The sequence below is a fragment of the Arthrobacter sp. M4 genome (genome assembly GCF_020251205.1).
GTDB lineage: Bacteria > Actinomycetota > Actinomycetes > Actinomycetales > Micrococcaceae > Arthrobacter.
On sequence record NZ_JAIWYX010000001.1, the window covers coordinates 98,978 to 122,730 of the forward strand.

The 23,753-nt window shown below is 61.2% G+C and carries 24 protein-coding genes; 17 read left to right on the top strand and 7 right to left on the bottom strand.

Annotated features, from left to right (window positions below; genetic code table 11):
• Positions 1 to 9: 9 nt before the first annotated feature.
• Positions 10 to 975, bottom strand: a complete 966-nt coding sequence (locus LD110_RS00500; RefSeq protein WP_225495558.1) for a LysR family transcriptional regulator — start codon at positions 973 to 975, stop codon at positions 10 to 12.
• Between the two features lie 137 nt (positions 976 to 1,112).
• Here LD110_RS00500 and LD110_RS00505 point away from each other — a divergent pair, with 137 nt between their 5' ends.
• The 9 genes from LD110_RS00505 to LD110_RS00545 all read left to right on the top strand — a co-directional run bounded on the left by LD110_RS00505 (position 1,113) and on the right by LD110_RS00545 (position 9,927).
• Positions 1,113 to 1,808: an alpha/beta hydrolase gene (locus LD110_RS00505; RefSeq protein ID WP_225495559.1), complete on the top strand. Its 696-nt coding sequence runs from the start codon at positions 1,113 to 1,115 to the stop codon at positions 1,806 to 1,808.
• A 419-nt stretch (positions 1,809 to 2,227) separates the two neighbouring features.
• Positions 2,228 to 2,470 carry a glutaredoxin-like protein NrdH gene (gene nrdH / locus LD110_RS00510; protein ID WP_225495560.1) on the top strand — a complete coding sequence of 81 codons (243 nt, stop codon included), beginning with the start codon at positions 2,228 to 2,230 and terminating at the stop codon, positions 2,468 to 2,470.
• 46 nt (positions 2,471 to 2,516) lie between these two features.
• Complete coding sequence (gene nrdI / locus LD110_RS00515) at positions 2,517 to 2,987, top strand: class Ib ribonucleoside-diphosphate reductase assembly flavoprotein NrdI (RefSeq protein WP_225495561.1); 471 nt, start codon at positions 2,517 to 2,519, stop codon at positions 2,985 to 2,987.
• A 2-nt stretch (positions 2,988 to 2,989) separates the two neighbouring features.
• Positions 2,990 to 5,155: a class 1b ribonucleoside-diphosphate reductase subunit alpha gene (gene nrdE, locus LD110_RS00520; protein ID WP_225495565.1), complete on the top strand. Its 2,166-nt coding sequence runs from the start codon at positions 2,990 to 2,992 to the stop codon at positions 5,153 to 5,155.
• A 119-nt stretch (positions 5,156 to 5,274) separates the two neighbouring features.
• Positions 5,275 to 6,249 carry a class 1b ribonucleoside-diphosphate reductase subunit beta gene (nrdF, locus tag LD110_RS00525; RefSeq protein WP_225495567.1) on the top strand — a complete coding sequence of 325 codons (975 nt, stop codon included), beginning with the start codon at positions 5,275 to 5,277 and terminating at the stop codon, positions 6,247 to 6,249.
• A 307-nt stretch (positions 6,250 to 6,556) separates the two neighbouring features.
• Positions 6,557 to 7,783, top strand: a complete 1,227-nt coding sequence (locus tag LD110_RS00530; RefSeq protein WP_225495569.1) for an SAVED domain-containing protein — start codon at positions 6,557 to 6,559, stop codon at positions 7,781 to 7,783.
• A gap of 51 nt (positions 7,784 to 7,834) precedes the next feature.
• On the top strand, positions 7,835 to 8,986 hold the full coding sequence (locus LD110_RS00535; protein ID WP_225495571.1) for a nucleotidyltransferase: 1,152 nt from the start codon (positions 7,835 to 7,837) through the stop codon (positions 8,984 to 8,986).
• A 178-nt stretch (positions 8,987 to 9,164) separates the two neighbouring features.
• Entirely contained in the window at positions 9,165 to 9,392 is a 228-nt protein-coding gene (locus LD110_RS00540; protein WP_225495572.1) for a hypothetical protein, read from the top strand.
• 295 nt (positions 9,393 to 9,687) lie between these two features.
• Complete coding sequence (locus LD110_RS00545; RefSeq protein ID WP_225495574.1) at positions 9,688 to 9,927, top strand: group II intron maturase-specific domain-containing protein; 240 nt, start codon at positions 9,688 to 9,690, stop codon at positions 9,925 to 9,927.
• Here LD110_RS00545 and LD110_RS00550 read toward each other — a convergent pair.
• Entirely contained in the window at positions 9,907 to 11,328 is a 1,422-nt protein-coding gene (locus LD110_RS00550; protein WP_374200288.1) for a DUF222 domain-containing protein, read from the bottom strand. The genes LD110_RS00545 and LD110_RS00550 overlap by 21 nt on opposite strands.
• Before the next feature lie 304 nt (positions 11,329 to 11,632).
• Between LD110_RS00550 and LD110_RS00555 the strand changes: the two genes are divergently transcribed.
• On the top strand, positions 11,633 to 12,061 hold the full coding sequence (locus tag LD110_RS00555; RefSeq protein WP_225495580.1) for a ChaB family protein: 429 nt from the start codon (positions 11,633 to 11,635) through the stop codon (positions 12,059 to 12,061).
• A gap of 204 nt (positions 12,062 to 12,265) precedes the next feature.
• On the opposite strand, the gene LD110_RS00560 is transcribed toward LD110_RS00555, so the two are convergent.
• Both LD110_RS00560 and LD110_RS00565 read right to left on the bottom strand, forming a co-directional pair.
• On the bottom strand, positions 12,266 to 13,168 hold the full coding sequence (locus tag LD110_RS00560) for a ribonuclease Z (protein ID WP_225495582.1): 903 nt from the start codon (positions 13,166 to 13,168) through the stop codon (positions 12,266 to 12,268).
• A gap of 78 nt (positions 13,169 to 13,246) precedes the next feature.
• On the bottom strand, positions 13,247 to 13,537 hold the full coding sequence (locus LD110_RS00565) for a hypothetical protein (RefSeq protein ID WP_225495583.1): 291 nt from the start codon (positions 13,535 to 13,537) through the stop codon (positions 13,247 to 13,249).
• 214 nt (positions 13,538 to 13,751) lie between these two features.
• Here LD110_RS00565 and LD110_RS00570 point away from each other — a divergent pair, with 214 nt between their 5' ends.
• Positions 13,752 to 14,726 carry a dienelactone hydrolase family protein gene (locus tag LD110_RS00570; RefSeq protein WP_225495587.1) on the top strand — a complete coding sequence of 325 codons (975 nt, stop codon included), beginning with the start codon at positions 13,752 to 13,754 and terminating at the stop codon, positions 14,724 to 14,726.
• A gap of 22 nt (positions 14,727 to 14,748) precedes the next feature.
• Positions 14,749 to 15,756 (top strand): zinc-dependent alcohol dehydrogenase family protein, encoded by a 1,008-nt coding sequence (locus tag LD110_RS00575; RefSeq protein ID WP_225495588.1) that lies wholly within the window; start codon positions 14,749 to 14,751, stop codon positions 15,754 to 15,756.
• 96 nt (positions 15,757 to 15,852) lie between these two features.
• On the opposite strand, the gene LD110_RS00580 is transcribed toward LD110_RS00575, so the two are convergent.
• Both LD110_RS00580 and LD110_RS00585 read right to left on the bottom strand, forming a co-directional pair.
• A complete protein-coding gene (locus LD110_RS00580) occupies positions 15,853 to 16,260 on the bottom strand; it encodes an Hsp20/alpha crystallin family protein (protein WP_308012390.1) in 408 nt (135 codons plus the stop codon).
• 299 nt (positions 16,261 to 16,559) lie between these two features.
• The gene (locus tag LD110_RS00585; RefSeq protein ID WP_225495596.1) at positions 16,560 to 17,693 is read right to left on the bottom strand and encodes a YhcG family protein; all 1,134 of its coding nucleotides are present in this window, start codon (positions 17,691 to 17,693) and stop codon (positions 16,560 to 16,562) included.
• Positions 17,694 to 17,763: 70 nt separating this feature from the next.
• On the opposite strand from LD110_RS00585, the gene LD110_RS00590 reads away from it, so the two are divergent.
• Positions 17,764 to 18,396, top strand: a complete 633-nt coding sequence (locus LD110_RS00590) for a DNA alkylation repair protein (protein WP_225495598.1) — start codon at positions 17,764 to 17,766, stop codon at positions 18,394 to 18,396.
• On the opposite strand, the gene LD110_RS00595 is transcribed toward LD110_RS00590, so the two are convergent.
• Positions 18,393 to 19,136 (bottom strand): endonuclease/exonuclease/phosphatase family protein, encoded by a 744-nt coding sequence (locus tag LD110_RS00595; RefSeq protein ID WP_225496390.1) that lies wholly within the window; start codon positions 19,134 to 19,136, stop codon positions 18,393 to 18,395. The two genes, LD110_RS00590 and LD110_RS00595, sit on opposite strands and share 4 nt — an antisense overlap.
• Before the next feature lie 126 nt (positions 19,137 to 19,262).
• Here LD110_RS00595 and LD110_RS00600 point away from each other — a divergent pair, with 126 nt between their 5' ends.
• The 4 genes from LD110_RS00600 to LD110_RS00615 all read left to right on the top strand — a co-directional run bounded on the left by LD110_RS00600 (position 19,263) and on the right by LD110_RS00615 (position 23,607).
• A complete protein-coding gene (locus LD110_RS00600; protein WP_225495600.1) occupies positions 19,263 to 20,066 on the top strand; it encodes a thioesterase family protein in 804 nt (267 codons plus the stop codon).
• Positions 20,066 to 20,839, top strand: a complete 774-nt coding sequence (locus LD110_RS00605) for a lipoate--protein ligase family protein (protein WP_225495602.1) — start codon at positions 20,066 to 20,068, stop codon at positions 20,837 to 20,839. Before LD110_RS00600 ends, LD110_RS00605 begins: the two co-directional genes overlap by 1 nt.
• Positions 20,840 to 21,015: 176 nt before the next feature.
• Positions 21,016 to 23,334 carry an FdhF/YdeP family oxidoreductase gene (locus LD110_RS00610; protein ID WP_225495607.1) on the top strand — a complete coding sequence of 773 codons (2,319 nt, stop codon included), beginning with the start codon at positions 21,016 to 21,018 and terminating at the stop codon, positions 23,332 to 23,334.
• A gap of 78 nt (positions 23,335 to 23,412) precedes the next feature.
• On the top strand, positions 23,413 to 23,607 hold the full coding sequence (locus LD110_RS00615) for a DUF1918 domain-containing protein (RefSeq protein WP_225495609.1): 195 nt from the start codon (positions 23,413 to 23,415) through the stop codon (positions 23,605 to 23,607).
• The last annotated feature ends 146 nt before the right edge of the window (positions 23,608 to 23,753 follow it).

The following is a 23,753-nucleotide window of genomic DNA, read 5'->3' on the forward strand; positions in this document are numbered from 1 at the left end:
GAAAGGAATTCAGCCGCGTTGCTTGTGGCGGGCCCCTTCGGGAACGGTCCGCGTTCCCGGACTTGCGGTTCCGGCTGTCCTGCCGAAGGCGTCGCCCAACATTTCCGTGAAGAGCTGAACCTGCGGAGTGCGCTTTTCGTTGATCAGCAGGGCGAAGACGTTGCGTGCCAGCCTGATGTCCGGCACGTCCAAAACAACGACGCCGGGTGGCCGCTTTCGCAGCGCCAGCTCCGGGACGAGCGCCGCGCCCAGGCCGGCCGCAGCGAGTTCAAGGCTGGCATGGAAATCGTCGCTGTAGGCCACTACACGGGGGTGGAGGTTGCAGCTCGCAAACAGCCGTTCAATAACCAGGGCGTCCGCCGTGCCAGGGTGGTGCACGATCCAGGGCATGTCTGACAGATGCGAGGCGGCGACATCCGCATCTTCGCGGAAGCCCCAACCTGCCGGCAGCACCACTCGGAAGTCGTCGTCGCCGATCCATTGCCGTTCCAGTGAGTGCGGCCACGCGAGGCCGGATTGGCCTACCTGGTACACGAGCGCCACATCCAGTTCTCCGCCAGCACGAAGGCCCTGGATTGCCTGTCCAGGTTCTGCAACATGCACCCGCAGGTCGATCCCCAGCTTCTTCCACCTAGGGCTGGCCAGGATTCCGGGCAAGACATACGTGGCCAGACTGGGGAAGATCCCTAGCCGCAGCTCCTGGCGTCCCGAATCCTCGTTTCGGGACGCTGCCGCCAGCAGGGCTTCCACGTCGGTCAGCACTTTGGACGCATGGCGGGTCATGGTCTGGGCGGCATCTGTAGGCACCGCGCTGCGGGCTGATCGGTGGAAGAGTTCGACGCCGGTATCCCGCTCCAGTGCTGCCATCTGCTGGGACACGGCCGACGCGGTATAGCCCAGGCGGGCGGCGGCTGCTGCGAACGAGCCAAGGCGCGTAACTTCCATGAGTGTTCGCAGGTGAAGCAGGTTGACCATTAGTTTTCCTTCTGCTCGCGCTTCCCTTTATTTGCAGGGGATATACCCCTTCTGCACAGTCTAGCTGAGCGTCTGGTGGGAGTTTAGGTTTAGCAAATCTTGGGGTCGGTCCGGCTGCTGCATGTAGGTTGTTGTCCATGAAGGCAGGCGAAGGGGAAGCGGCCGAAAAGGGTGGCGGGGCGGACCGGCAAAGAAACGTCCACGAGTGGCTTGGCGAATGGCCGGAAAATCCCCCGAACGGCGTGGTCGTCGTCTTGCATGTGGGACCGGAACTTTCCATGCGCAGGCCTGTTCGCGCCGATCCCGGGCGCGTTCGGATGGCTCCGTTCGCCATGGAGATCCGAAAGCAAGCCGGAGACTTTGGGCTGGCCGTGCTGCAGCCGCAGTATTCAGTGCGTGGCTGGAATGGTGCGGCACGCAGCCCCGTGGCCGGTGTCGAGGAACTGTTGGACGCGGTAGTCAGCGCTTTTGGACCAATACCAGTGGCGCTAGTGGGCCATTCGATGGGCGGCCGCATCGCGGCCACCCTTGCCGTCCGCCCGGAAGTCGCCGTCGTCGTTGGCCTTGCGCCTTGGTGGCCCGACGACGAAGGCCGCTTCCTGCGGTCCGGGCAACGGGTGCTTGTCCTGCACGGCCGGGGCGACCGGGTGGTGGATCCTGAGTCCAGTCGGGTGCAGATCGAGGCTGCGGCGCGCCGGGGCGTTGACGCCATCTGGCACAGCATGCCGGGGGGCCATGGAATGCTGCGTGATTGGAGTGCCTGGCACCGCCTAACAGCAGAATTTGTTGTGCCGCGAATGATTGCCGCCGCCGGGCCTCGACTTAAGCCTTAGTTGTTGTGTGGGGCGGGCCACTTCGAAGCGCGTTTCCGGTGCTGGGAGTGGCGTGCGCCACGCCCGACAAAGTGTCACGACACGCCGGTGACCTGACGACACGCCCAAGTTTAAATGTGGTTAACCAATCCACAGCATGTGGATTTCATCTCCGGATTTGGCGGAATTCCGGACATTTTGCGAGCTCCGGCCTGTGGACGGCCGGTGCATTAAATGACATACTTGTAATACATCATCTTGGGGTCCCAGCGAGGTCCGTGCACTACATGTAGTATCGACTTACGGATTGGGCGGGAGACCCGCGCAAGACCAGGCAGCAATGGGGGCGTGTGCACCCGCGGGCCAGTATCGGATGTAGTCAGTTCCGGTCAGGTCTGCCGATACGAAGAGAACGAACTTCAACAAAGGGGACAGGGATCATGACCGTAACGGTTTACACGAAGCCGGCCTGTGTGCAGTGCAACGCGACCTACCGGGCGCTCGACAAGAAGGGCATCGTCTACCAGAGCGTCGACATCTCGCAGGATCCCGAGGCGCTGGAGCGTCTGAAGGCACTTGGCTACATGCAGGCTCCGGTAGTTGTGACCGAGCAGGACCACTGGTCTGGATTCCGTCCTGACAAGATCGAGGAACTGGCCCAGGCGGCCGCCTCCGTGGCCTGAGAACCACAACACAGCAATGACTTTCACGTAGAAGGGGTGACTCCACATGCCAGCGCTGGCAACAGCAAAGGCGGGTGCAGAGGCTGAGGCCATCGGCACTCGGAGTCACCTCATCTACTTTTCGTCCACGTCGGAGAACACCCGCCGCTTCGTCGAGAAGCTGGGCGTCGACGCAGCCCGCATCCCGCTATACGCCAAGGAAGCCCCGCTGCTGGCGACAGAGCCCTACGTTCTGGTTGTTCCTACGTACGGTGGCACTGGCGGAGAAGGTTCCGTGCCGAAGCAGGTCATTCGCTTCCTGAACAATCCGCAGAACAGGGCCCTGATCAGAGGTGTCATCGGGGCCGGTAATACCAATTTTGCGGATAACTACTGCATGGCCGGCGACATCATCGCTGCAAAGTGCCAGGTACCACACCTGTACCGATTTGAACTTATGGGGACGCCGGAAGACGTCCAGCGCGTCAATCAAGGATTGGAAAAGTTTTGGACACGACTGTCGCAGAAACAGAAGTAGCCATGCCTGAAGAGCTCACAACCACAACGGACAAGGGCAAGAAGCCGCTCCCGGCGGCCTACCAGGGCCTTGGCTACCACGAACTGAATGCCATGTTGAACCTCTACGGCGCGGACGGGAAAATCCAGTTCGAAGCCGACCGTGAGGCTGCGCACCAGTACTTCCTGCAGCACGTTAACAACAACACGGTCTTCTTCCATGACCTTGAGGAAAAGCTCGACTACCTCATCAAGAAGCAGTACTACGAGCGCGAAACGCTCGACCAGTACACGATGAATTTCATCCGCGAACTGTTCAGCCGGGCCTACAAAAAGAAGTTCCGCTTCGAGACGTTCCTTGGCGCGTTCAAGTTCTACACGTCCTACACACTGAAGACGTTCGATGGAAAGCGCTACCTTGAGCGCTACGAGGACCGCGTATGCATGGTGGCTCTCCACCTGGCCCGCGGCGACGAGGAACTGGCCACCAGGTTGGTGGACGAGATCATCGAAGGCCGTTTCCAGCCGGCCACTCCCACCTTCCTCAATGCAGGCAAGAAGCAGCGCGGCGAACTGGTCTCGTGCTTCCTGCTGCGTATCGAGGACAACATGGAGTCGATTGCGCGCGGCATCAACTCCGCCCTGCAGTTGTCCAAGCGCGGCGGCGGCGTGGCGCTGTCCTTGACCAACATCCGCGAGCACGGTGCGCCGATCAAGCAGATCGAGAACCAGTCCTCGGGTGTGATTCCCGTGATGAAGCTCCTTGAGGACAGCTTCTCCTACGCCAACCAGCTGGGCGCGCGCCAGGGTGCCGGGGCGGTATACCTGCACGCGCACCACCCGGACATCTACCGTTTCCTGGACACCAAGCGCGAGAACGCGGACGAGAAGATCCGTATCAAGACGCTCTCCCTTGGAGTTGTCATCCCGGACATCACGTTTGAGCTCGCGAAAAAGAACGAGGACATGTACCTGTTCTCGCCGTACGACGTTGAGCGTGTCTACGGCAAGCCGTTCTCTGACATCTCCGTCACGGAGAAGTACTACGAGATGGTGGACGACGCCCGCATCAAGAAGTCCAAGATCAACGCACGCGAGTTCTTCCAGACGCTGGCGGAGATCCAGTTCGAGTCGGGCTACCCCTACATCATGTTCGAGGACACGGTGAACCGGGCCAATCCTGTTGCTGGCAAGATCACCATGAGCAACCTCTGCTCCGAGATCCTTCAGGTCTCCACGCCGTCCCTCTACAACGAGGACCTCAGCTACCAGACCGTGGGCAAGGACATCTCCTGCAACCTGGGCTCCATGAACATCGCCAAGACCATGGACTCCCCAGACTTCGGTTCCTCCATCGAGACCGCCATCCGCGCCCTGAGCGCCGTGTCCGACATGTCGTTCATCAACTCTGTGCCGTCCATCGCGCAGGGCAACGCCCAGAGCCACGCCATTGGCCTTGGCCAGATGAACCTCCACGGCTACCTGGCACGCGAACGGGTCCACTACGGCTCCGAAGAAGGCCTGGACTTCACCAATATCTACTTCTATACGGTGCTGTTCCACGCGTTGCGTGCATCCAACAAGCTCGCCATGGAAACGGGCGAGGCCTTCGGCGGGTTCGAGGACTCCAAGTACGCCTCCGGCGAGTTCTTCGACAAATACACGGAACAGGAATGGGTTCCGCAGACCGAGCGTGTGCGTGAGCTGTTCGCCAACATCCACATCCCCACGCAGGCTGACTGGCTGGAGCTGAAGGCTTCCATCATGGAGCACGGCATCTACAACCAGAACCTTCAGGCCGTCCCGCCCACGGGTTCCATCAGCTACATCAATAACTCCACCTCATCCATCCACCCGGTTGCCTCCAAGATCGAGATCCGCAAGGAAGGCAAGATCGGCCGCGTCTACTACCCGGCCCCTTACCTGACCAACGACAACCTGGAGTACTACCAGGATGCGTACGAGATCGGCTACGAGAAGATCATTGACACCTACGCTGCCGCCACGCAGCACGTGGACCAAGGTCTGTCCCTGACGCTGTTCTTCAAGGACACTGCAACCACGCGTGACATCAACAAAGCCCAGATCTACGCCTGGCGCAAGGGAATCAAGACGCTTTACTACATCCGCCTCCGCCAGCTCGCGCTGGAAGGGACTGAGGTGGAAGGTTGCGTCAGCTGCATGCTGTGACAACCTTTAACGGTTGATTTTCGCGGCAGCTGCCGCGCAGAAAACTGAAAAGTACGACGCCGGGTGCGCGCCCGGCGTCGTACGCTTACCTTAAGAGCCCAACTCAAAAAGGGGATGAAATGACCGAGAAGGTCAAGCTACTCAGCCACGTCGAGGCGATCAACTGGAACCGTATCCAGGACGAAAAGGACGTGGAGGTCTGGAACCGCCTGGTCAACAATTTCTGGCTGCCGGAGAAGGTGCCGTTGTCCAACGACGTCCAGTCGTGGCACACTCTGACGCCGCAGGAACAGCAGCTCACCATGCGGGTGTTCACTGGCCTGACCCTTCTGGACACCATCCAAGGCACCGTGGGCGCGGTCAGCCTCATCCCCGATGCGCTCACTCCGCACGAGGAAGCCGTCTACACGAACATCGCGTTTATGGAGTCCGTGCACGCCAAGAGCTACTCGTCGATCTTCTCCACGCTGTGCTCCACCAAAGAGATCGACGACGCCTTCCGCTGGTCCGTTGAGAACGAGAACCTGCAGAAGAAGGCCCAGATCGTCATGGATTACTACTATGGCGACGAGCCCCTCAAGCGGAAGGTGGCCTCCACACTGCTGGAGAGCTTCCTGTTCTACTCGGGCTTCTATCTGCCCATGTATTGGTCTTCCCGGGCGAAGCTGACAAACACTGCCGACTTGATCCGCCTCATCATCCGTGACGAGGCCGTGCATGGTTACTACATCGGCTACAAATTCCAGCGTGGTTTGGAAAAGGTTTCCGAGGCCAAGCGCCAGGAAATCAAGGACTACACCTTCGAGTTGCTCTTCGAACTCTACGAAAACGAAGTGCAGTACACGCATGACCTTTATGACGGTGTCGGACTGTCAGAGGACGTCAAGAAGTTCCTGCACTACAACGCCAACAAGGCACTCATGAACCTCGGGTACGAGGCGATGTTCCCGGCGTCCGTCACCGACGTGAACCCGGCAATCCTGTCGGCATTGTCTCCGAACGCGGACGAGAACCACGACTTCTTCTCTGGTTCTGGCTCGTCCTACGTGATCGGCAAGGCCGTCAACACAGAGGATGAGGACTGGGCGTTCTAGGACGCGTTTTCCCTGTGTGAGGTTTCACGGAAACTTGGCCATTTTCCAAGTTAGATGTCCAGGTTCCACGGTACTTGGCCAAATGTTCATACAGTTGGCCAAGTAGGTGAGACGCCCTTCATGTTGGAACTGCCGGGCCACCTACTTGGGAGACTAGCAAGCAGGTGGCCGGGCAGCCCTGGTCCATCCAGAATTGGCAGCGGCGGGGCTAGCGACTACTTCTCCTATGTCGGTTCGAATATATATTCACCCATTTATCTACTCGCCCACGCTACGCAACGCTCTCACGAACCGAGGAACCCAAGCGATGTCCAAACCATCCCGCTATGCCTCGGAGGCGTCCGCCTCCGCGAGCGAGTCTGAGCTGATCCCCGCCGTCGATCGTGGGGGAAAGCGTGTTGCTGTTAGCGACATCGATGTCAGACGGGTATGGGTTGCCGCAGGTGGACGCTGCACCTTCTGCAAGGAGTTCCTCGCTGAGGACGAGACAACTGGGCAGTCGGTGTTCACGGGCCAACTGGCTCATATAGTCGGCGCTACCACCGAAGAGGGGTCGCCACGCGGGAAGAGTGATAAAACGCTCAAGGAACGGGCCCTGCCAAAGAATCTGATGCTGTTATGCGCTGGCGAGCACAAGGTCATCGACACCTTGGAGCACTGGACGCTATATGACGAGGAGCAGTTACAGGCGTTCAAGACGCAGCATGAGCGGGATGTCCGCGAGCTTACCGGCCTGCTGCGAAAGCCCAAGAGTACGGTGATTCGGGTGTCCGGTGACATCCGCGACCAAACAGTCGACTACAGCAAGCAAGCGGTGATTCGTGCTTTGCTGGAGGATCAGCGGTTCCCCGATTTCAGCCTTCAGGACGACACCCAAAACTGCGAGGTCGACCTGCGCGTCCATGACGGCGAGGACGACAACGACCCCACCTACTGGCAGTCGACTGCGCTTACCCTCACACGGCGGCTTCGCCGGCCGAAAAACCACCTGAAGACCCAGGAGATAGACCACATCTCGGTCTTCGCTCTGGCGCGCATCCCCATCCTGGTCCAGCTCGGTGTTTTGCTCGACGACGTCACAAACGTGACGGTTCACAACCGCCGCCGCGGAAGCGGACAGGGATGGGGGTGGTATGCGAGCGGCCCGACTGATGGCCTCCATTTCCCAGTCATTGAGGTGCCCGGCGAGGGCGACCCGGTGGTCACATTCAGCGTCAGCGGGCCGGTTGACTTTCATGCACTCCCAGAAGAGCTGCAAGGCAAACCCCGTTATGACATCCGAGCTGAAGGCGCGAAGCTCAGCCCCACAGTCCTTCGCAGCCCCGATGACCTCGCCGCTCTGATCGAAACGTGGCGCGAGGTCCTGGCAACCGTCGAGACGAACCACCGAAACCGGCCAATCAGCTTGGTTCTCGCCGTCGGTGCAGCGGCCGCCGTTGAGATCGGCCGTGCCCACATGAGAGGAGTCCACGCTCCGCTCCGGATCTTCGACCGCATCGACAACACCTATGCCCTGGTCCTCGTGACGGAATGATAGTGAGGGATCCCCTGCCCTATTCCGAAGAATTGAAGAAAGAAGCCCCCGATGACCATCCTTGCTGACACCAGGGGAGAGCAGATTTCTCAGCTCATTGGCACCACAATCGAGCAGCTCGACATCACCGATGCTGCCTTCGCGGCTGCTGAGCGGTGCTATCACGACCTTGGCTCCCACCTTGCCGAGGCAAGCGCCGAGGTCCACGTTCAGGGCAGCTTCCTTCTCGGCACTGTTGTACGCCCGCACCACAGAGACGGCGAGTATGACTTGGACCTTGTTTCCCGTCTCGATGTGGCGAAGACCTCCATCACCCAACAGGAGCTCAAGGAACGAGTTGGCTCATTGTTGGCCACGTATCATAAAGAGCACGACGGTGAGGGCTGTGAGAGCCCGAAAGAGGTCTCCGAAGGACGGCGCTCCTGGTGCCTGCACTACAGCAACTTCCACATGGACGTTCTGCCAGCCATTCCGGACACGGCCTCCACATCGGAGACCGCGATCGAACTCACCGACCGCAACCTGCGTCTCTGGCAGAAATCGGATCCGCTTGCGTACGTCGAGTGGTTCCGCCGACAGTGCGCCAAGCAGTTCGCGGAAGAACGAGTCGTGATGGCCAAGTCCTACGGATCGGTAGATGCCGTACCCAAACATCGGGTACGCACCCCACTGCACCGCGTCGTGCAGATCCTCAAGCGTCACCGAGATATTTACTTCGCCGACGATCTCGATGACCGGCCACCATCAAGCCTCATCACCACACTGGCCGGGCTGTCCTACATCGGCGAGACGGATCTCATCACTGCGACGATGGCGGCAGTGCAGCGCATGCCTGACCACGTCGAGAAGCGCAGTGGGCAATACTGGGTGGAGAACCCGGTATGTGCAGGCGAGAACTTCGCGGACAAATGGAATGACTACGAGGCTCGACGGCTGAAGTTTGAGACTTGGCGAGCCGCCGTCGAGGAGGACCTTATCAGCTTCATGGAGGAGACTAACGGGGCGGTGGCACTCCATGAGCGCATCGCGAAGGCCTTCGGCAATGCACCGGTCGAGGAAGCCGTCAAAGCAATTGGAGCCCGAACCAACGTTGCTCGAGAGACCGGGAATGTCCACTTCGGGAGCGGCGGGCTCCTTACGACGACAGTGACTGCGACCGCCGTCCCGACCCACAGGTTCTTTGGTGGCGAGACCGCACGGTAGGCAGCTGAGCGTCACTCAGCAGGCCGTTTGCCTTCAACGGCGGTTTCCCGACGAGCGCCCGCCTGCGGTCAAAGCCGGCGCTCTGATCTGGACGGTCACCCTGCAGCCAACGCCGATGAGCGTTCACTACCAAGTTGCGATCCAGTACAGGCATCGCCAGCGCCCCAAGGTAAGGGTCGTGGCCCCAGCACTCGAATCCCGTCAGGGCGAATCGCTGCCACATGTATACCCCGGAGATGAACTCTGCCTGTACTACAAGGACGAGTTCACTGGCACCGAGGACTTCATCGCCGACACGATCGTTCCTTGGACGAGCGAGTGGCTCTACTTCTACGAGTGCTGGGTCACAAGCGGGGTCTGGCTCGGCGCCGAGGCGCCACACGGACCTGGGGCCGCGAAGCGGTAGGCGACGACGTCGGCGGATCATGGCCGATCGAAGGCCCAGCCAGGCCCGAACGAGGGGTGCGTCTAGCTGGCCTTCGGCTACTGACTTGCAGATAGGCGGGTCAGCCTTTTGAGAGCCGCTTGATCGGCTTGATCTCACTGGTCGGTACTTGCGAGTTCTTGCAAGCAAGTTTAATCTCACATCTTCCGCCACAAGCTGACCCGGCTCTTGAAGGCCGAAATGACCTCGCCTGCTGAAGTGTGCGGGGTCATTTATTTGTCACAGGAAGGTGACTTGGATTCCTAGCGAGTTGAACATGCCGGCCAGCATGGCCCTCGTATTTTCACTGGCCAAGGCCCTGAAACGGGCGAAGGCGCCGATCAAGCAGCTGACGTCCCGGAAGTGGAGCATCTCGATGGCGGAGCGCATCACGCTGCTGAACCGGTTTATTCGGGGCTGGATGGACTATTTCCGTCTGGCCGACGCTCAGTTCGAGGATCTGGACGTGAGGCACGGCTGTGTTTCTGCTGGCCTGTTAGGCAGCCGGAAGCCCTGACTTGGCCGGGTATTGACGCCTCCGGCGTCGTTGTTCGAGGGCGATTTCGAATGGGCTCGAAAGCCTGTCAGCCAGACTGGTTCCCGGTAGTGGGGGCGCGGTTGAGTGGTAAGCGTGACCGGTGGGTGTTTGGTATTCGATGGTGTTCCGTAGGCCGGGGATGGGTGTGGCGCTCCAGCCGGGGATCTCTTTGGTATGGTTGCAGGCTTCGCAGAGTCCCGCGCCGTTACCGGAGTTGGTGGGCCCGTTCTTATGCCAGGGGATGACGTGGTCGAAGTGGCGGATGGGTGCGTCGCAGTACGGGGTGCGGCAGGTGTTGTCACGGGCTTGGATGAAGCGCCGCAGCCCGGCAGGGAAGAGGCGGGCGCGGGAGTCCATGCCGAGCAGTTCCCCGGAACCGGGGGAGGTGTAGAGCCGCCGGACCCAGACTGTGAAGTCAGGGTCCGCGAGTTCAGGATCTGCGAGCTCAGGGACTGCGAGTTCAGGGTCCGGGACGTCAGGAGTTGCGGTGGCTGTGCCCGTCTTCACTAACTTGCGGGCCCAGGTGGCGGGGACGGTGCCGTAGCCGATAAGCCGGGCGGGTTCGCTGTCGCCTTGGAGGAGAGTGCGGTCGGTCATGACGAGCTGGATATCTACCCCGCTGATCCCGCCGGGCACCCCGGTGGTGCGTTCGACCAGGGCGTCAGCCATGAGCTGACCACGGCTCCGGGAATCACCCGTAGCCCGGGCCTCATCAGCTTGCTTGGCCAACGCAGCGTAAACCGCAACGCCCTGGGCGACGGGCAGCAGGGCAGTGAGGTAGGTCATGGTGTCGGGTGCGGGGCGGAGGGTGACGTGCCGTTCGGTGGCGGCATGGGCTGCACGTCGCGTGGCAGAGCGGGGGTCGCGGCGGTATGCGGCGGCCCGGACGACAGCGATGAGGGCGCGGTCGCCGATTCCGGTGAAGGTGCCCTTGTGAGCGGAAAGTTCTTCGTCGACGGCGGACCGGTCTTCTGCGCTGAGGCAGGCGGTCTCCTTCACCAGGAGGGTGGCGCGCCATTCGTTGAGTTGGCCGGTGTCCAGGGCGGTGAGGGTATGAGGCATTTCCGCGACGAGCGCGCGGGCGAGGCCGAGGAGCCGATTACCGCGGTGAGGGGATTCACGGCGGGCGAGGGCGATCTGCGCGGCGACGCCCTTGCCCTGATCCTCGGCGGGGGTGCCATTCTCGGCTTGGGCGCGGCGTTGGGCGGCATCGAGTGCGACGGTGATGCGCGCCTGCGCGGCGGCGATGGCAGCTTTGAGGTCTTCCAGAGCTGTGAGCTGGTCAATCAGCTCGGCACTGTCCGCGGCGAGGCGCAGCGATCGGACAGCGGCGATCAGCTCGCTCACATCAGCTGGGTTCGAAACCACGTTGCCGTCCATAAACACAGCATCCCGGTACCCTCTGACATTTTTAGAGGCCGCATGTCTGGATCCGCCGTCTGAATCGGAAAAGTTCAACGAATCGGAAAAGTTCAACCGGAGGGCAGCCAGCCCCGAGAGCCGCTAGGACCGTCGATACTTGCTGCGTGTAAAACCAAGGAACGTCTGAAGGTCATTTGTCAGGCGTGCGTGGAGGATCTATCCGAAGACGAAAGTAAACGTCGCGTTGATGAACGGGCCGCGCAGCAGGAATAGGCTAGGCCTATCCGGATAGTCAGCAAGCTGATGAAAAGGGGTGGGCACCATGCCCAAAACAGGAAAGAACGGCCACGCCCTCAAGGAAGAGCTGCCCTCAACCCTGCAGCGATCGGAGCAGAAGGCCCAGGATACGTTCGCCAAGACCTACGATTCCGCCCTCGAGACATATGCCAATGACGAGGAGCGTGCCTCCCGGGCAGCCTATGCCTCGTTGAAGCACAGCTATGAGAAAGTCGGCGATCATTGGGAGCCCAAGGAGAAGCGCGGACCTTCCGATGAGCGAGCAGAGGAGCAGAGTCGTGATTCCAGTACCCCCACGGCCGGCGGCGTAGATGCGAATGCCTCCAAAGAGCACCTCTATGAGCTTGCCCAGAAACTGAATGTCCGGGGGCGATCCACAATGGACAAGGACGAACTGGTCAAGGCCTTGGAAGAGGCAAATGAGAGGGAAACCCGGAAAGCCCGGGGAGGCTGAGCCTTCTGCCCGGGGACCTAATACGACTCGTAGTTGCGGCCAGCCCGTTGGAATGCCGACGCTGCTACTGCAATGGCGGGCCGATACCTGGATGCGTCCCGCGAGGCCAGGATGACTTCGCGGCTCTGAATCCCTAGTGCCGTTGGGAACTTCCGTACATTCCGGGCAGCGTGCTCCAGCGCGAGTCCAGGCAGGATTATGTCATCAGCGTGAGTCCACAACGCCTTGTCGACGCTTGGGAAAGGAAAAGCGGTCTAAATCGTTTGCGGCGATGACTGTAGTGTTTCCGGCGTGCGCGCGGGCTTGGTCCACGAGCGGGCCGACGTCCGCATATCTCGCCGAAAAGTGCGTCAGAATCAGTGTTCCCACGCCCCCGCTGGCGGCTAGTTGGCCCGCCTGCCCGGCTGTAAGGTGCCGGAACTGCGCGGCGAGTTCGCTGTCATCGTCGCTAAAGGTGGATTCTGCCACCAGCAGGTCCGCTCCCTCGGCGAGTTCCTCTGCCCCCGTGCATGGCGCGGTGTCCATGATGAAGGCGAAGCGCTGGCCGCGGCGAGGGATGCTGACCTCCTCCAGCTTCACACCACGGAGACTGCCCTGGTGCTGGAGTCGGGCGACGTCCGGACCTTCGATTCCTGCCGCGGCCAGTTTTTCTGGAACGAGCGTGCGGCCGTCCGGCTCGGTCAGGCGGTAGCCAAACGTCACCGTTCGGTGGAACAGAGGGCGAACTTCAAGGCCGGGAGCTATTTCACCGGCCTCCTCATGCGGGTAGACCCGCAAGTCGATGCCGGGGCTGGCGACGGATATGAGTGGCCAGATGACGTCTTCACCGGCGGCGGGGTAGTGCAACCGAATAGGGTGTGGCACACGATCAAGGGCCATGCGGGACAGGATCCCGGGCAGTCCATAACAATGATCGCCGTGGGCATGAGTGATGCAGATCCGCGTGATTTCAGAGGATGCAATGCCGGCGTGGATCATTTGCCGCTGTGTGCCTTCGCCGGGGTCGAAGAGGATGCCTTCGCCGTCCCAGCGGAGAAAATACCCATTGTGATTGCGCGTGCGCGTCGGTACTTGGGAGGCGGTGCCGAGTACCACGAGTTCGCGCATGGAAACGAGTCTCTCACCGTTCCCCGCGAACGTGGCAACTCCTCCGTGTCGCGAATCGCATGCAAGTGACTTGGGTCCTTAATGTTCGGCGCCTCCATGCAGGCCGTCGTCGCTGCTGTCACTTGAGGGAGTGTTGTCAGCGTCTTCCGGCGGGAGATCCAGGTTCCCTCGCGCCTCTTCGAGGGTCGGCCCGCCCGGAACGTTGTAGGTCTCCGGCCGTATTCCGCGTGCCTGCTCTTCAATCAAGGCCTGCTCTTCGCTGAAGCGGATGGCGTTGGCATCGTCTGCCGCGTCACCGGGCATGTCCTCACGTATCGTGGATGGGTTGGGGACTACGCGCCCTTCGTGGTTGTTAGGTTTCTCAGTCACTGCTCATCATCCCTTCAGCTTCGCGTTCGAATAGATAATAAGCATACTTTCTATTTGGGGAAGGGTGCGACTCGCCCACCCAAGCAGCCAGGCAATCGACTCATGACATGAACGAGACAGCCGAATTCGCTAAGACCAGGGGCACCGCTTCTACGGGCAGTCTTCACCGGGAGCCCTCCTCGGAGGAGGATTAGGGCACAGCGAAGGGCACGTCATGACTGAGCTTGGGAAATTTGAGAAGTACCTGATCGAGGAATTCTTCGATGATTACCGCGCTGGCGCGATGAGCCAGCACACGTTCACGCGAAGGGTCGCCTTCATCACCGGAAGTATGGCTGCAGCTGCAGCGGCGATGACTCTTGTGGGCTGCACGCCTCAAGAAATCCCACGCAGTACCGAACCCATGCCAACGCCCAGCCCGCCGTCGTCGAACGCTAGCCGAGGCCCAACGTCCGGTGCGGTTCCAGGCGCGAAAAGCCCGCTGTCGGTACCCGAGGGTGCGGCCGGACTCAGCACCTCCACAGTGAAGTTCCCTTCTGGCGGGACTGACATCAGCGGCTACCTCGCGAGGCCGGAAACCGCGGACCCCAAACCGGCCGTGCTGATCTGCCATGAGAACAAGGGCCTCACTCCTCACATTCAGGATGTTGCTCGTCGATTCGCCAAGGCCGGTTACGTAGCCTTGGCCCCCGACCTCCTAAGCCGTGAAGGCGGCACAGCAGGAATGGATCCCGACGCCGTCCCTGGGGCATTGACGAAGGCAGGAGCACGGCGACACGTCGCCGACTTCCAGGCGGCGTTCACCTACCTCCAGACGCAGAAGTTCGTGGACCCACAACGCATAGCCATGACCGGGTACTGTTTTGGCGGCGGAATCACGTGGCAGGCCGCAACGGAACTCCCCGGCCTGAAAGCGACGGCTGCTTTCTACGGTCCAGCCCCGGATCTGGCCAAGGTCCCTGAAATCAAAGCCGCCGTCTTCGGCGTCTACGCCGAACTTGACCAGCGCATCACCGGCGCAATGCCACCCCTCCGGGACGCCCTTGCCGCTGCCGGTGTCCGCAACAAGATCACGGTCTATCCCGGCGTCGACCATGCGTTCCACAACGACACCGGAGACCGCTACAACCAGGTGCAGGCAACAAAGGCGTGGGAGGACACTTTGGCCTGGTTCGGGCAGTACGTCTAGTTCTCTTCGCAGGAGGCAAGCAATGGAGGCATGGTGGGTGGATGAGCCTGGCCCCATCGCGTCACACCCACTGAAAGGTGGCCAAAAGCCGGATCCAAAACCCGGCCCGGGGGAGCTCCTCATCGCAGTGAGGACGTGCGGCGTCTGCCGCACAGACTTGCATCTCGCCGAGGGGGATCTTCAACCGCACGCCCAACAGGTCATCCCGGGGCATGAAGTCGTTGGCGAAGTCATCGAATCCGGGGAAGGGACTACAAAGTTTCGCCCCGGTGACCGGGTAGGCGCAGCCTGGCTGGGCTGGACCTGCGGATCGTGCCGGTTCTGCACATCTGATCGGGAGAACCTCTGCCTGCAGCCAAGATTCACCGGCTGGGACTTTGATGGAGGCTACGCAGAGCTCACCGTGGTTCATCAGGACTACGCCTACCGAGTGCCGGACGTCTTCACCAATGAGCAAGCCGCACCCCTCCTTTGCGCGGGCATCATCGGGTACAGGGCACTTCGCAGTTCCGCGCTTCCCGCGGGCGGGCGATTAGGAATTTACGGCTTCGGCGGATCGGCACACCTTGCCGCGCAGATCGCCATATTTGAAGGCGCGAGTGTGTTTGTCATGACTCGCTCTGAGAATGCCCAAAAGCTCGCGAAGGAGTTGGGCGCCAGCTACGCGGGGGACGCTGAAACGACGCCTCCTGAACTTTTGGATGCCGCCATCCTTTTCGCGCCCAGCGGCGACTTGGTGCCCCCGGCTCTACAGGCCCTTGACCGCGGAGGAACTCTGGCCATCGCCGGTATCCACCTGAGTTCCATCCCATCCCTCAATTATTCGAAGGACCTATTCCATGAACGCAGCATCCGCAGCGTTACGGCCAACACACGCAAGGATGGCGAAGAGTTTTTGGCTATTGCCAGCCGCATCCCACTGCAGCCAACAACCACGGTCTATCAGCTTTCATCAGCCAACGATGCCCTCCTCGACTTGGCCGAGGGGAGAATCGTCGGGGCTGGGGTCCTGAAAGTCTCCGGACAGTAGCGAAGGCGCCACTCAATCTCGCGGGACTGGAGGAGGATCCCTGTTCAACAAAGCGGTTGGGGAGCGAAGTCCCCAACCGCTCGAAGGCCGTAGGCGCTAGTCCCGGGAGATCTGGATCCTCTGGCTCTTCGTCTCGGCGCCGGGAGCCGGAATGGGGGCCCTCACTTCAAGGACACCATCCCGATAACTGGCCTTGATGTCTTCTTCCTTGACTCCTTTTGGCAACGGAATTGATCGGAAGAAGGATCCGTAGCGGAATTCGGAGCGGTAGTTGCCCTTGTCCTTCTCTTCCTTCTTTTCGCGGCGCTCGGCCCGAATATGCAACTGTCCGTCTGTCACCGAAATCTCTACGTCCTTGTCCGGATCGACTCCAGGAAGTTCGGCGCGGACCACCAGCTCATTGTCCTTGACTTCCTCCTCGACGCGGATCATGGATCTGTCGGCTTCACTCTCGAAGAGCCGGCGGAACGGTTCCATCAGTTCAAAAGGGTGAACGGCGCTCAAACGGCGACCATCTCAGAAGGTCACTCATGGCATAACTCCTTGTGTCTTGGAACGTGTCTGTCCTGTACATGCGTACGCGGATTCCAAGGCTTCCAGATCGAGGTCTCGGCTTTGGCACCGGCTCCGACCCAACCCAAGCGAGGTCGGCCCATCTGGAAGAAACCGGCGTCAAAGCTAACCGGCCACAAACTGGGAGTCTGATTCCTCTGCGATACATGAGCATGATAGGTCCGCACCAGCGGAAGCAAAAGCACCGGGACAGAACCAAAATGCCTTGGCTGGGTCCTCTGCGGACGCTCCTACCGGCCAGTAGAATCGGGGCTTCCAGGATCAGCCAATTCAGCCTCCAAGGTCTCGATACTCGGCAGGGTGGAAGCAAATTCCTCAGGCAAGGAACGGACGATTTCGGTTTCCCATTCGGCCACCCCAATGGGCTTGGTGAACCCACGGAGGGAATACTCCGCCACCACGTTGTTTTTGGTCTTGCAAAGCAAAAGGCCAATAGTGGGTTTGTCGTCGGGGTGCGACAACAGGTCATCTACGGCCGACATGTACATGTTGATTTGGCCCAAGTACTCCGGTTTGAAGGGCGTCGCCTTGAGCTCCACCACCACGAAGCAGCGCAATTTAAAGTTGTAAAAAAGCAAATCGGCGTAGAACTCGTCGTCACCAATGGTTAGCCGCACCTGCTGGCCAACAAACGCAAAGCCTTGACCCAGTTCCAGCAGGAATTTCTGAATGTGCAGAACGAGTTGATGTTCCAGGCCCCGTTCATTGCGCTTATCCGTCATCGCTACAAAGTCAAAGACATAAGGATCCTTGAACGACTGCTGGGCGAGGTCCGACTCCGGGCCAGGAAGCGTGGCCGTGAAGTTGTTGATGGCCTTACCGGAACGCTCGTGGAGTCTTGACTCGATCTGATGCCCAAGAACAGTGTGGGACCAGCCGTGCCGGACGGCGGCGTCCGCATACCAAAGCCGGACGACCGGCTCAGAGAGCTTCTCCAGCAGGAGCACATGATGGCTCCACGGCAATGTTGCAGACGCTGTCTGCAACATTGCCAGGTCCGGCCACGCCGCCGCGAAGGACTTCATGTAGCGCAGGTTGCGCGGCGAGAAGCCACGCGCCTCCGGAAAACGCTCGCGCAAGTCGGCGGACAGCCTGGTGACCACGCGGGCTCCCCAGCCTTCCGCAGTTTCACGCGCCAGGAGGTTGCGTCCAATAGACCAGTAGGCACGCACCAGTTCCTGGTTGGCTGCGGAAACTGCGCGCGCCCTGCCAGAAGATATGGTGTCCGAAACCTGGTCCAGCAATTCCGGGTACCACTCCGGCATGCCGGACCGGGGAGGCGTCGACTCAAATGCCACAGTCGTCTCAGCAGACGCCGCTGACTCATGTGACGCTACTGATTCGGACGGCGCGGGAGTGGCCATACGGGTGAATTCCTTTCAGCGAGGATGCTTTTGCCGAAAGGCTATAGCCGGCCACTGACAGAATGGATGGGTGAGTGATGCCGCCGAGTTCGTGGATTCGACGATCCAACGCGAAGCGAACTGGATCAGGGCCGAGGACTACGAACGAACCATCGGTACCGGTCTGCGGTTCTATGGTGCCTCGGTTGGCGCAGTGCGCGGCACAGTCCGCGACGCACTGCGCCGATACCGCGGCCTCACCCACGACCAAATCACGGCGCTAAGTTCGGAACTCTGGGACGTGCCGATCTTCGAACGGCGGCTGGCCGCCGTCGTACTTCTCCAGTCAAACGTCGAACTGCTCACCGGCAGCGACTTGACCCGCCTTGAAGGCTTCCTTCGCCAGGCGCCGCTCCCCGAACTGGCAGACCCGTTGGCTGTCGACGTCGTCGGGCCCTTGCTTGCCGGGCTGGAAGGCGCGGAGCGATACCGCGCTGATCGCGTGACCGAGCGCTGGGCAGGCGACGAGGATCCGTGGTTGCGGCGCGCAGCCCTCCTGTCCCATGCGGCGTCACTCAAGGTGAAGGGCGCAGTTGCGGGCGCACCTGACCTGCGCGGAAGGAACCTCGCCACCTGGGCAGCTCAAGCCGACGACGGCGGCACTAAAGTCCCCGAGATCGTCCAGGAGGCGATTCGCCAGCTGACTGGCGAGGATTCAGGCTAAAGAATTCGCCGACCCTTCTGCGATAAAGACTGAGAGGACGGCAATTCGACAGCAGGTGCGCTTCCCGGGCCATTCCGATACTCAGCGGTGATCAATATCGGAAGGTGATCGGATGCACCGCGCGGAAGGGTCTCCACCTTTCCGATGTCGAGTCCCAGCGAGGTGGCGAAATCGAAGTGGCCACGGAAGACTTTGTACCGGGTATAAGTCCGCCGATCCGACAATGACAACTCGTAGCCGGAATTCTTCATGTGCGACGTCAGGTTGCTGGTGAAAAACGGGTAATTGAAATCACCGACCATAAGCGTGATCTGCTCCCCGCCCATGTCCAGCAGCCGGGCGTGCGCGGCGTGGATCTGCTTCCTCCGAAGTGAATTCGAAGCGGTGAGCGGTGCCGCGTGGAATGATCCCAGCGCCAATCCATGGCCCGTACGGTTATCGAGTAACCGCACAGCGAGCAGCCGCTCGTGCGCAGGGCTCAGTACACGGTCATGAATTGACTTCTTGAGCGCGAAAGCGTTTGACTCCACAGCGGTGAAGCGGTCAGTCCGGTAATAGACAGCCAGGCCCAGCCGGTTGCCGCGCGTGATATCAGCCAAATGCAATGGCCCCAGCGACGTTGGCAGGTCCTCCGTGTTGCATTCTTGAAGGCACAGGGCGTCCAGATCAAAGCCGTGCGCAAGCCCGCGGAGCTCTCCGCTTGCCTTGTGCTTTCGCAGGTTGTAGCTGATGACTCGGATAATCGCGCCCTCCCTGAGGCATTAGAAAAGCAAACGACAAACCTGCCTTCACTGTATCCAGCCCAGCTGCCCGATGGAACCAAGTAATCTGGTCCGGGAGCTAATCACCTGCAAGAGGGGCCGTCGTTGAGCATTGCACCAGCCGAACTCGCAGTCGGCGATTTCTACTACGAAGCCCTGGGTGGGGGCAAATTCCGCTCGACCATTCATGCCCAAGGCGCGTGGAACGACATTGAGCAACACATGGCCCCGGCCTCGGGCATCATGGCGGATTGCCTGCTGCGGCACGAGCCGCGGACAGACATGCGCATGGCACGAATCAGCTACGAGATCCTGGGTTTGATCCCCGGCGGCGAATTCACCGTTACGACCAGCACCCTAAGGCCAGGCCGGACCATCGAACTCATCCAGGCGGAACTCAATGCCGGTGGCCGCACGGCCATCCGGGCGGCCGCCTGGCGCCTGGCCATCAGCGATACGAGCGACGTGGCTGCGATCGAGGACAAGAACATGCCGGGACCGGATGAATGCAAACCTTGGGATGGCGCCAGCATCTGGCCCGGCGGCTACATCCGGTCCTTGGAAATGCGCATTGCTGAGGGGCACCGAGCAGGCTCAGGCAAGGTGTGGGTCCGCACACGTCACCCGCTGACAGAGGAAGGGAACAGCCCCGACGTCGCACGACTCATTGGCCTGGTGGACACCGCCAACGGCATCGCCGCCCGTGTGCCGCCGGGCCGCAACAGTTACGCCTTCCCCAATGTCGATCTGCAAATTCACATGTACCGGGAACCCGGCGGTGATTGGCTCGGGCTGGACAATGAGGTCTCGTTTGGAACTGACGGGATTGGCCTGACCTCCACAGTCCTTCATGACCTTGACGGTCCGTTCGGCCGCTCTGAGCAGATTCTCACCCTGAGGAAGAGCTGATGACCATGGACACCAGCCACGCAGAACCGGGCAGCGACGGTCATCGTCCGGCCCTGACCGTTTACCGCCAGCCGGAGTCGCTGGGACCCGCCGAGGATCTTGAGTTCGCACTGACGCTGCTGGCCCGAGCGCGGCAGGGCGTACTAGGCAACACCCTGCGCATCTACCGGCCGCAGCCAACAGTCGCCTTCGGCCAACGGGACGCCAAACTGTCCGGTTTCGACGACGCTGCCCGCGCCTGCCGGGATCTTGGCTTTGAGCCGCTGGTCCGGAAGGCCGGAGGCCGTGCCGCCGCTTATCACGAAGGCACGCTGGTGGTTGACCACATTGAACCGCACACCGATGCCATCGCCGGCGCCAAAAACCGGTTCGGATCCTTTGGCGAACTACTCGCCAAGGCATTGCGCAGCGTCGGTGTCCAGGCCGCCGTCGGGGAAATCCCGGGGGAGTACTGCCCCGGCGAGTTCAGCGTCCACGGACAGGATCCTGACTTTCCTACCCACCTTGTCAAGCTGGTCGGAACGGCACAGAGGGTGGTTTCGGGCGGATGGCTCTTCAGCTCTGTCATTGTGGTGGAGGACTCCAAGCCAATCCGTGAGGTCCTTACCGCCAGCTACTCGGCTCTCGGCCTTGACTGGGATCCGACGACGGCGGGGGCCGTGGATGATTTGGTTCCTCAGCTTGACGTCCAGGCCGTCGAGGAGGCTGTCATAGCGGCATACGCGGACTATGCCGAGTTGCACGACGGCGACTTCCGCACACTTCTGAGCTGACGCCGTGGCGCCTTAACCCGTACGGCGCGCCTAAGGCGCCCCAGACCACGACGGCGGCGAGAGCCTATTGCGGTCCGCTTCCGTTGTGGCCGCCAATCACCGGGACTAGGCTGAAATCGCATCACGGCGGTTCCTGACGCGGGTCCGCCGCAGCTTCCCAATGAAGGGGTGGGGCGATGGAAAGCAGGCACCCACAAAGCACTCCTCGGCCGGACGTTGATGATTCCGACGCCGGCCTGGTGGTGAGCGCACCAAAAAGGTCGGCGGCGGGATTGCCGAGCTTGAGCGAAACACTGCCACACGCCGTGGCGGAAATGGGGCCGGTTCGCGCCTGGCAGGCGTTACGCGCCTTGAACCAGAAAGACGGCTTCGACTGTATGAGCTGCGCGTGGCCCGATCCTCCCGACCGTAAGCTCGCCGAGTTCTGTGAAAACGGCGCCAAGGCTGTCGGCTGGGAAGCCGAACCCCTAAGGATTCCCACGGAATTTTGGGCGGAAAACTCGCTGACGGACCTGGCATCCCACGCAGAGTTCTGGCTTGGCCAACAGGGTCGGCTTGTGGAACCGGTCTACAAGGCGGCAGGTTCGGACAACTACCGGCCAATCAGTTGGGACGATGCGTTTGGGATCATAGCCCGCGAACTCAATGCCCTGGACTCTCCGGATGAGGCGACGTTCTACACCAGTGGCCGTACCAGCAACGAAGCCGCGTTCATCTACCAGCTCTTTGTGCGCGCCTTCGGCACCAACAACCTGCCGGACTGCTCCAATATGTGCCACGAGTCCACCGGCCTCGCACTGGGAGACACCATAGGTGTTGGGAAATCTGCAGTCAGCTACACGGACTTCGCCAAATCGGACCTCATTATCGTCATGGGGCAAAACCCGGGAACGTGCCATCCACGCATGCTCACGGCACTGGAGGAAGCCAAGCGGGCAGGGGCGTCGATTGTTGCCGTCAATCCGCTTCCGGAAGCCGGGCTCATCAACTTCCGCAACCCCCAGCGCCCGCGGGGACTGATCGGCAAGGGCACGGACCTGGCAGACCAATTCCTGCAGATTCGCCTGGCCGGGGACATGGCCATGCTACAGGCCTTGTCCAAGCGCGTACTCGAGGCCGAGCGAGCCGCGCCCGGAACGGTCCTGGACCACGCGTTCATAGAGGAGCACTGCGAAGGCTTCGAGGAGTTCGCTGCCCATGTGGCACAGCTGGATGAAGCTCAAGTAAGCGCCGCCACAGGTCTCCGGGCGGAGGAAATCGACGAACTTGCCGCACGCTATCTCAAAGCTGAGCGCGTGATCGTCACGTGGGCCATGGGCCTCACCCAGCACAAGAAGGCCGTCCCAACCATCAAGGAGATCGTGAATCTCCTGCTGCTCCGCGGCAATATCGGCAAGCCAGGCGCTGGACCATCGCCCATCCGTGGACACAGCAACGTCCAGGGCGACCGCACCATGGGTATCTGGGAGAAGATGCCTCCGGCGTTCCTGGACGCTGTCCGTGATGAGTTCCACTTCGAACCCCCGCGGGAGCCGGGGGACGACGTCGTGGACAGCGTTCGTGGCATGCGCGACGGCCGAATCAAGGTCCTGGTTGCACTCGGTGGAAACCTTGTCCACGCAATTTCGGACACAGGCGCAGCCGAACCTGCCATCCGGAAGACCCGGCTGTCCGTTCAGATTTCCACCAAGCTGAACCGCTCCCACGTTGTCACCGGCGAGCAGGCGCTGATCCTTCCCACCCTTGGCCGAACCGAAATCGACCGGCAGGCGGCTGGCGAACAATTCGTGACGGTGGAGGACACTGTATGCGCCGTTCATGCATCGTCCGGGCGACTGGAACCCATTGCGCCAGGCGTCTTGTCAGAAGTGGCGATAGTCAGCCGAATGGCGCGTGCCGTCCTGGGCGAGTCGGTCCCGGTGGACTGGAGGGCGTTCGAGAACAACTACGACGTAATCCGCAACCACATTGAGCACGTTGTGCCCGGGTTCGACGACTTCAACACACGGATCAGGGTCCCCGGTGGCTTTGTCCTTCCGCATGGACCTCGCGACGCGCGTCGATTCCCCACCGCCAGCGGCAAGGCTATATTCACGGTTGGCGAGCTTGAGACTATTCAGGTTCCACCGGGCAGGCTTTTGCTGCAGAGCGTCCGGTCCCACGATCAGTTCAACACCACCACCTACAGCATGAACGACAGATATCGGGGCGTGAAAAAGGGCCGGATGGTGCTGTTCGTGCACCGGGATGATTTGGCGAGCCTAGGACTGGCCGACGGCGGCTACGTGGACGTGCACAGCGAAGCACCCGACGGTGTGGACCGCGTCCTGCGGCAGCTGCGCCTCATCGCCTATCCAACGGCCCGCGGCTGCGCCACGGCCTATTTCCCGGAGGCCAACGTACTGGTGCCCCTGGACTCCACCGCCGAAGGGAGCAACACGCCGGCATCCAAATCAGTCATTGTCAGGCTTGAGCGAGTTCCGGCGCCCGCCTAGTCATGGGGCAGGGTGGAGGCTGGCGACCTGTTGTGCCGTGGACTAAAAACGTACTCTGGAGCAGGGAGGTGTTGTGCCATGAAGGCAGTAGTGCAGGATCGAATCATTGTGAGGGGCCGGACCGTTGGGGCCGCGGACAGGCATGGCGTGATCATCGAAGTCAAGGGTGAGCAAGGCGCGCCACCCTATGTGGTCAGGTTCGACGACGGCCATGAGTCCACGATTTTTCCCGGTGGCGACTTTGTCGTGGAGAAACACGCCGAGACCAGCTGACCCTTTCCGGGGATTACCCGGATCATAGCTCAGCGACGCCGGTTGGCAGGGGACAGGGAGGCGGGGGGGGGGGGGGGGGGGGGGCCCCCCCCCCCCGGGCCCCCCCCCGCCTCCCTACGCAAACCCTGCAACCTTAGGCGTGGTGC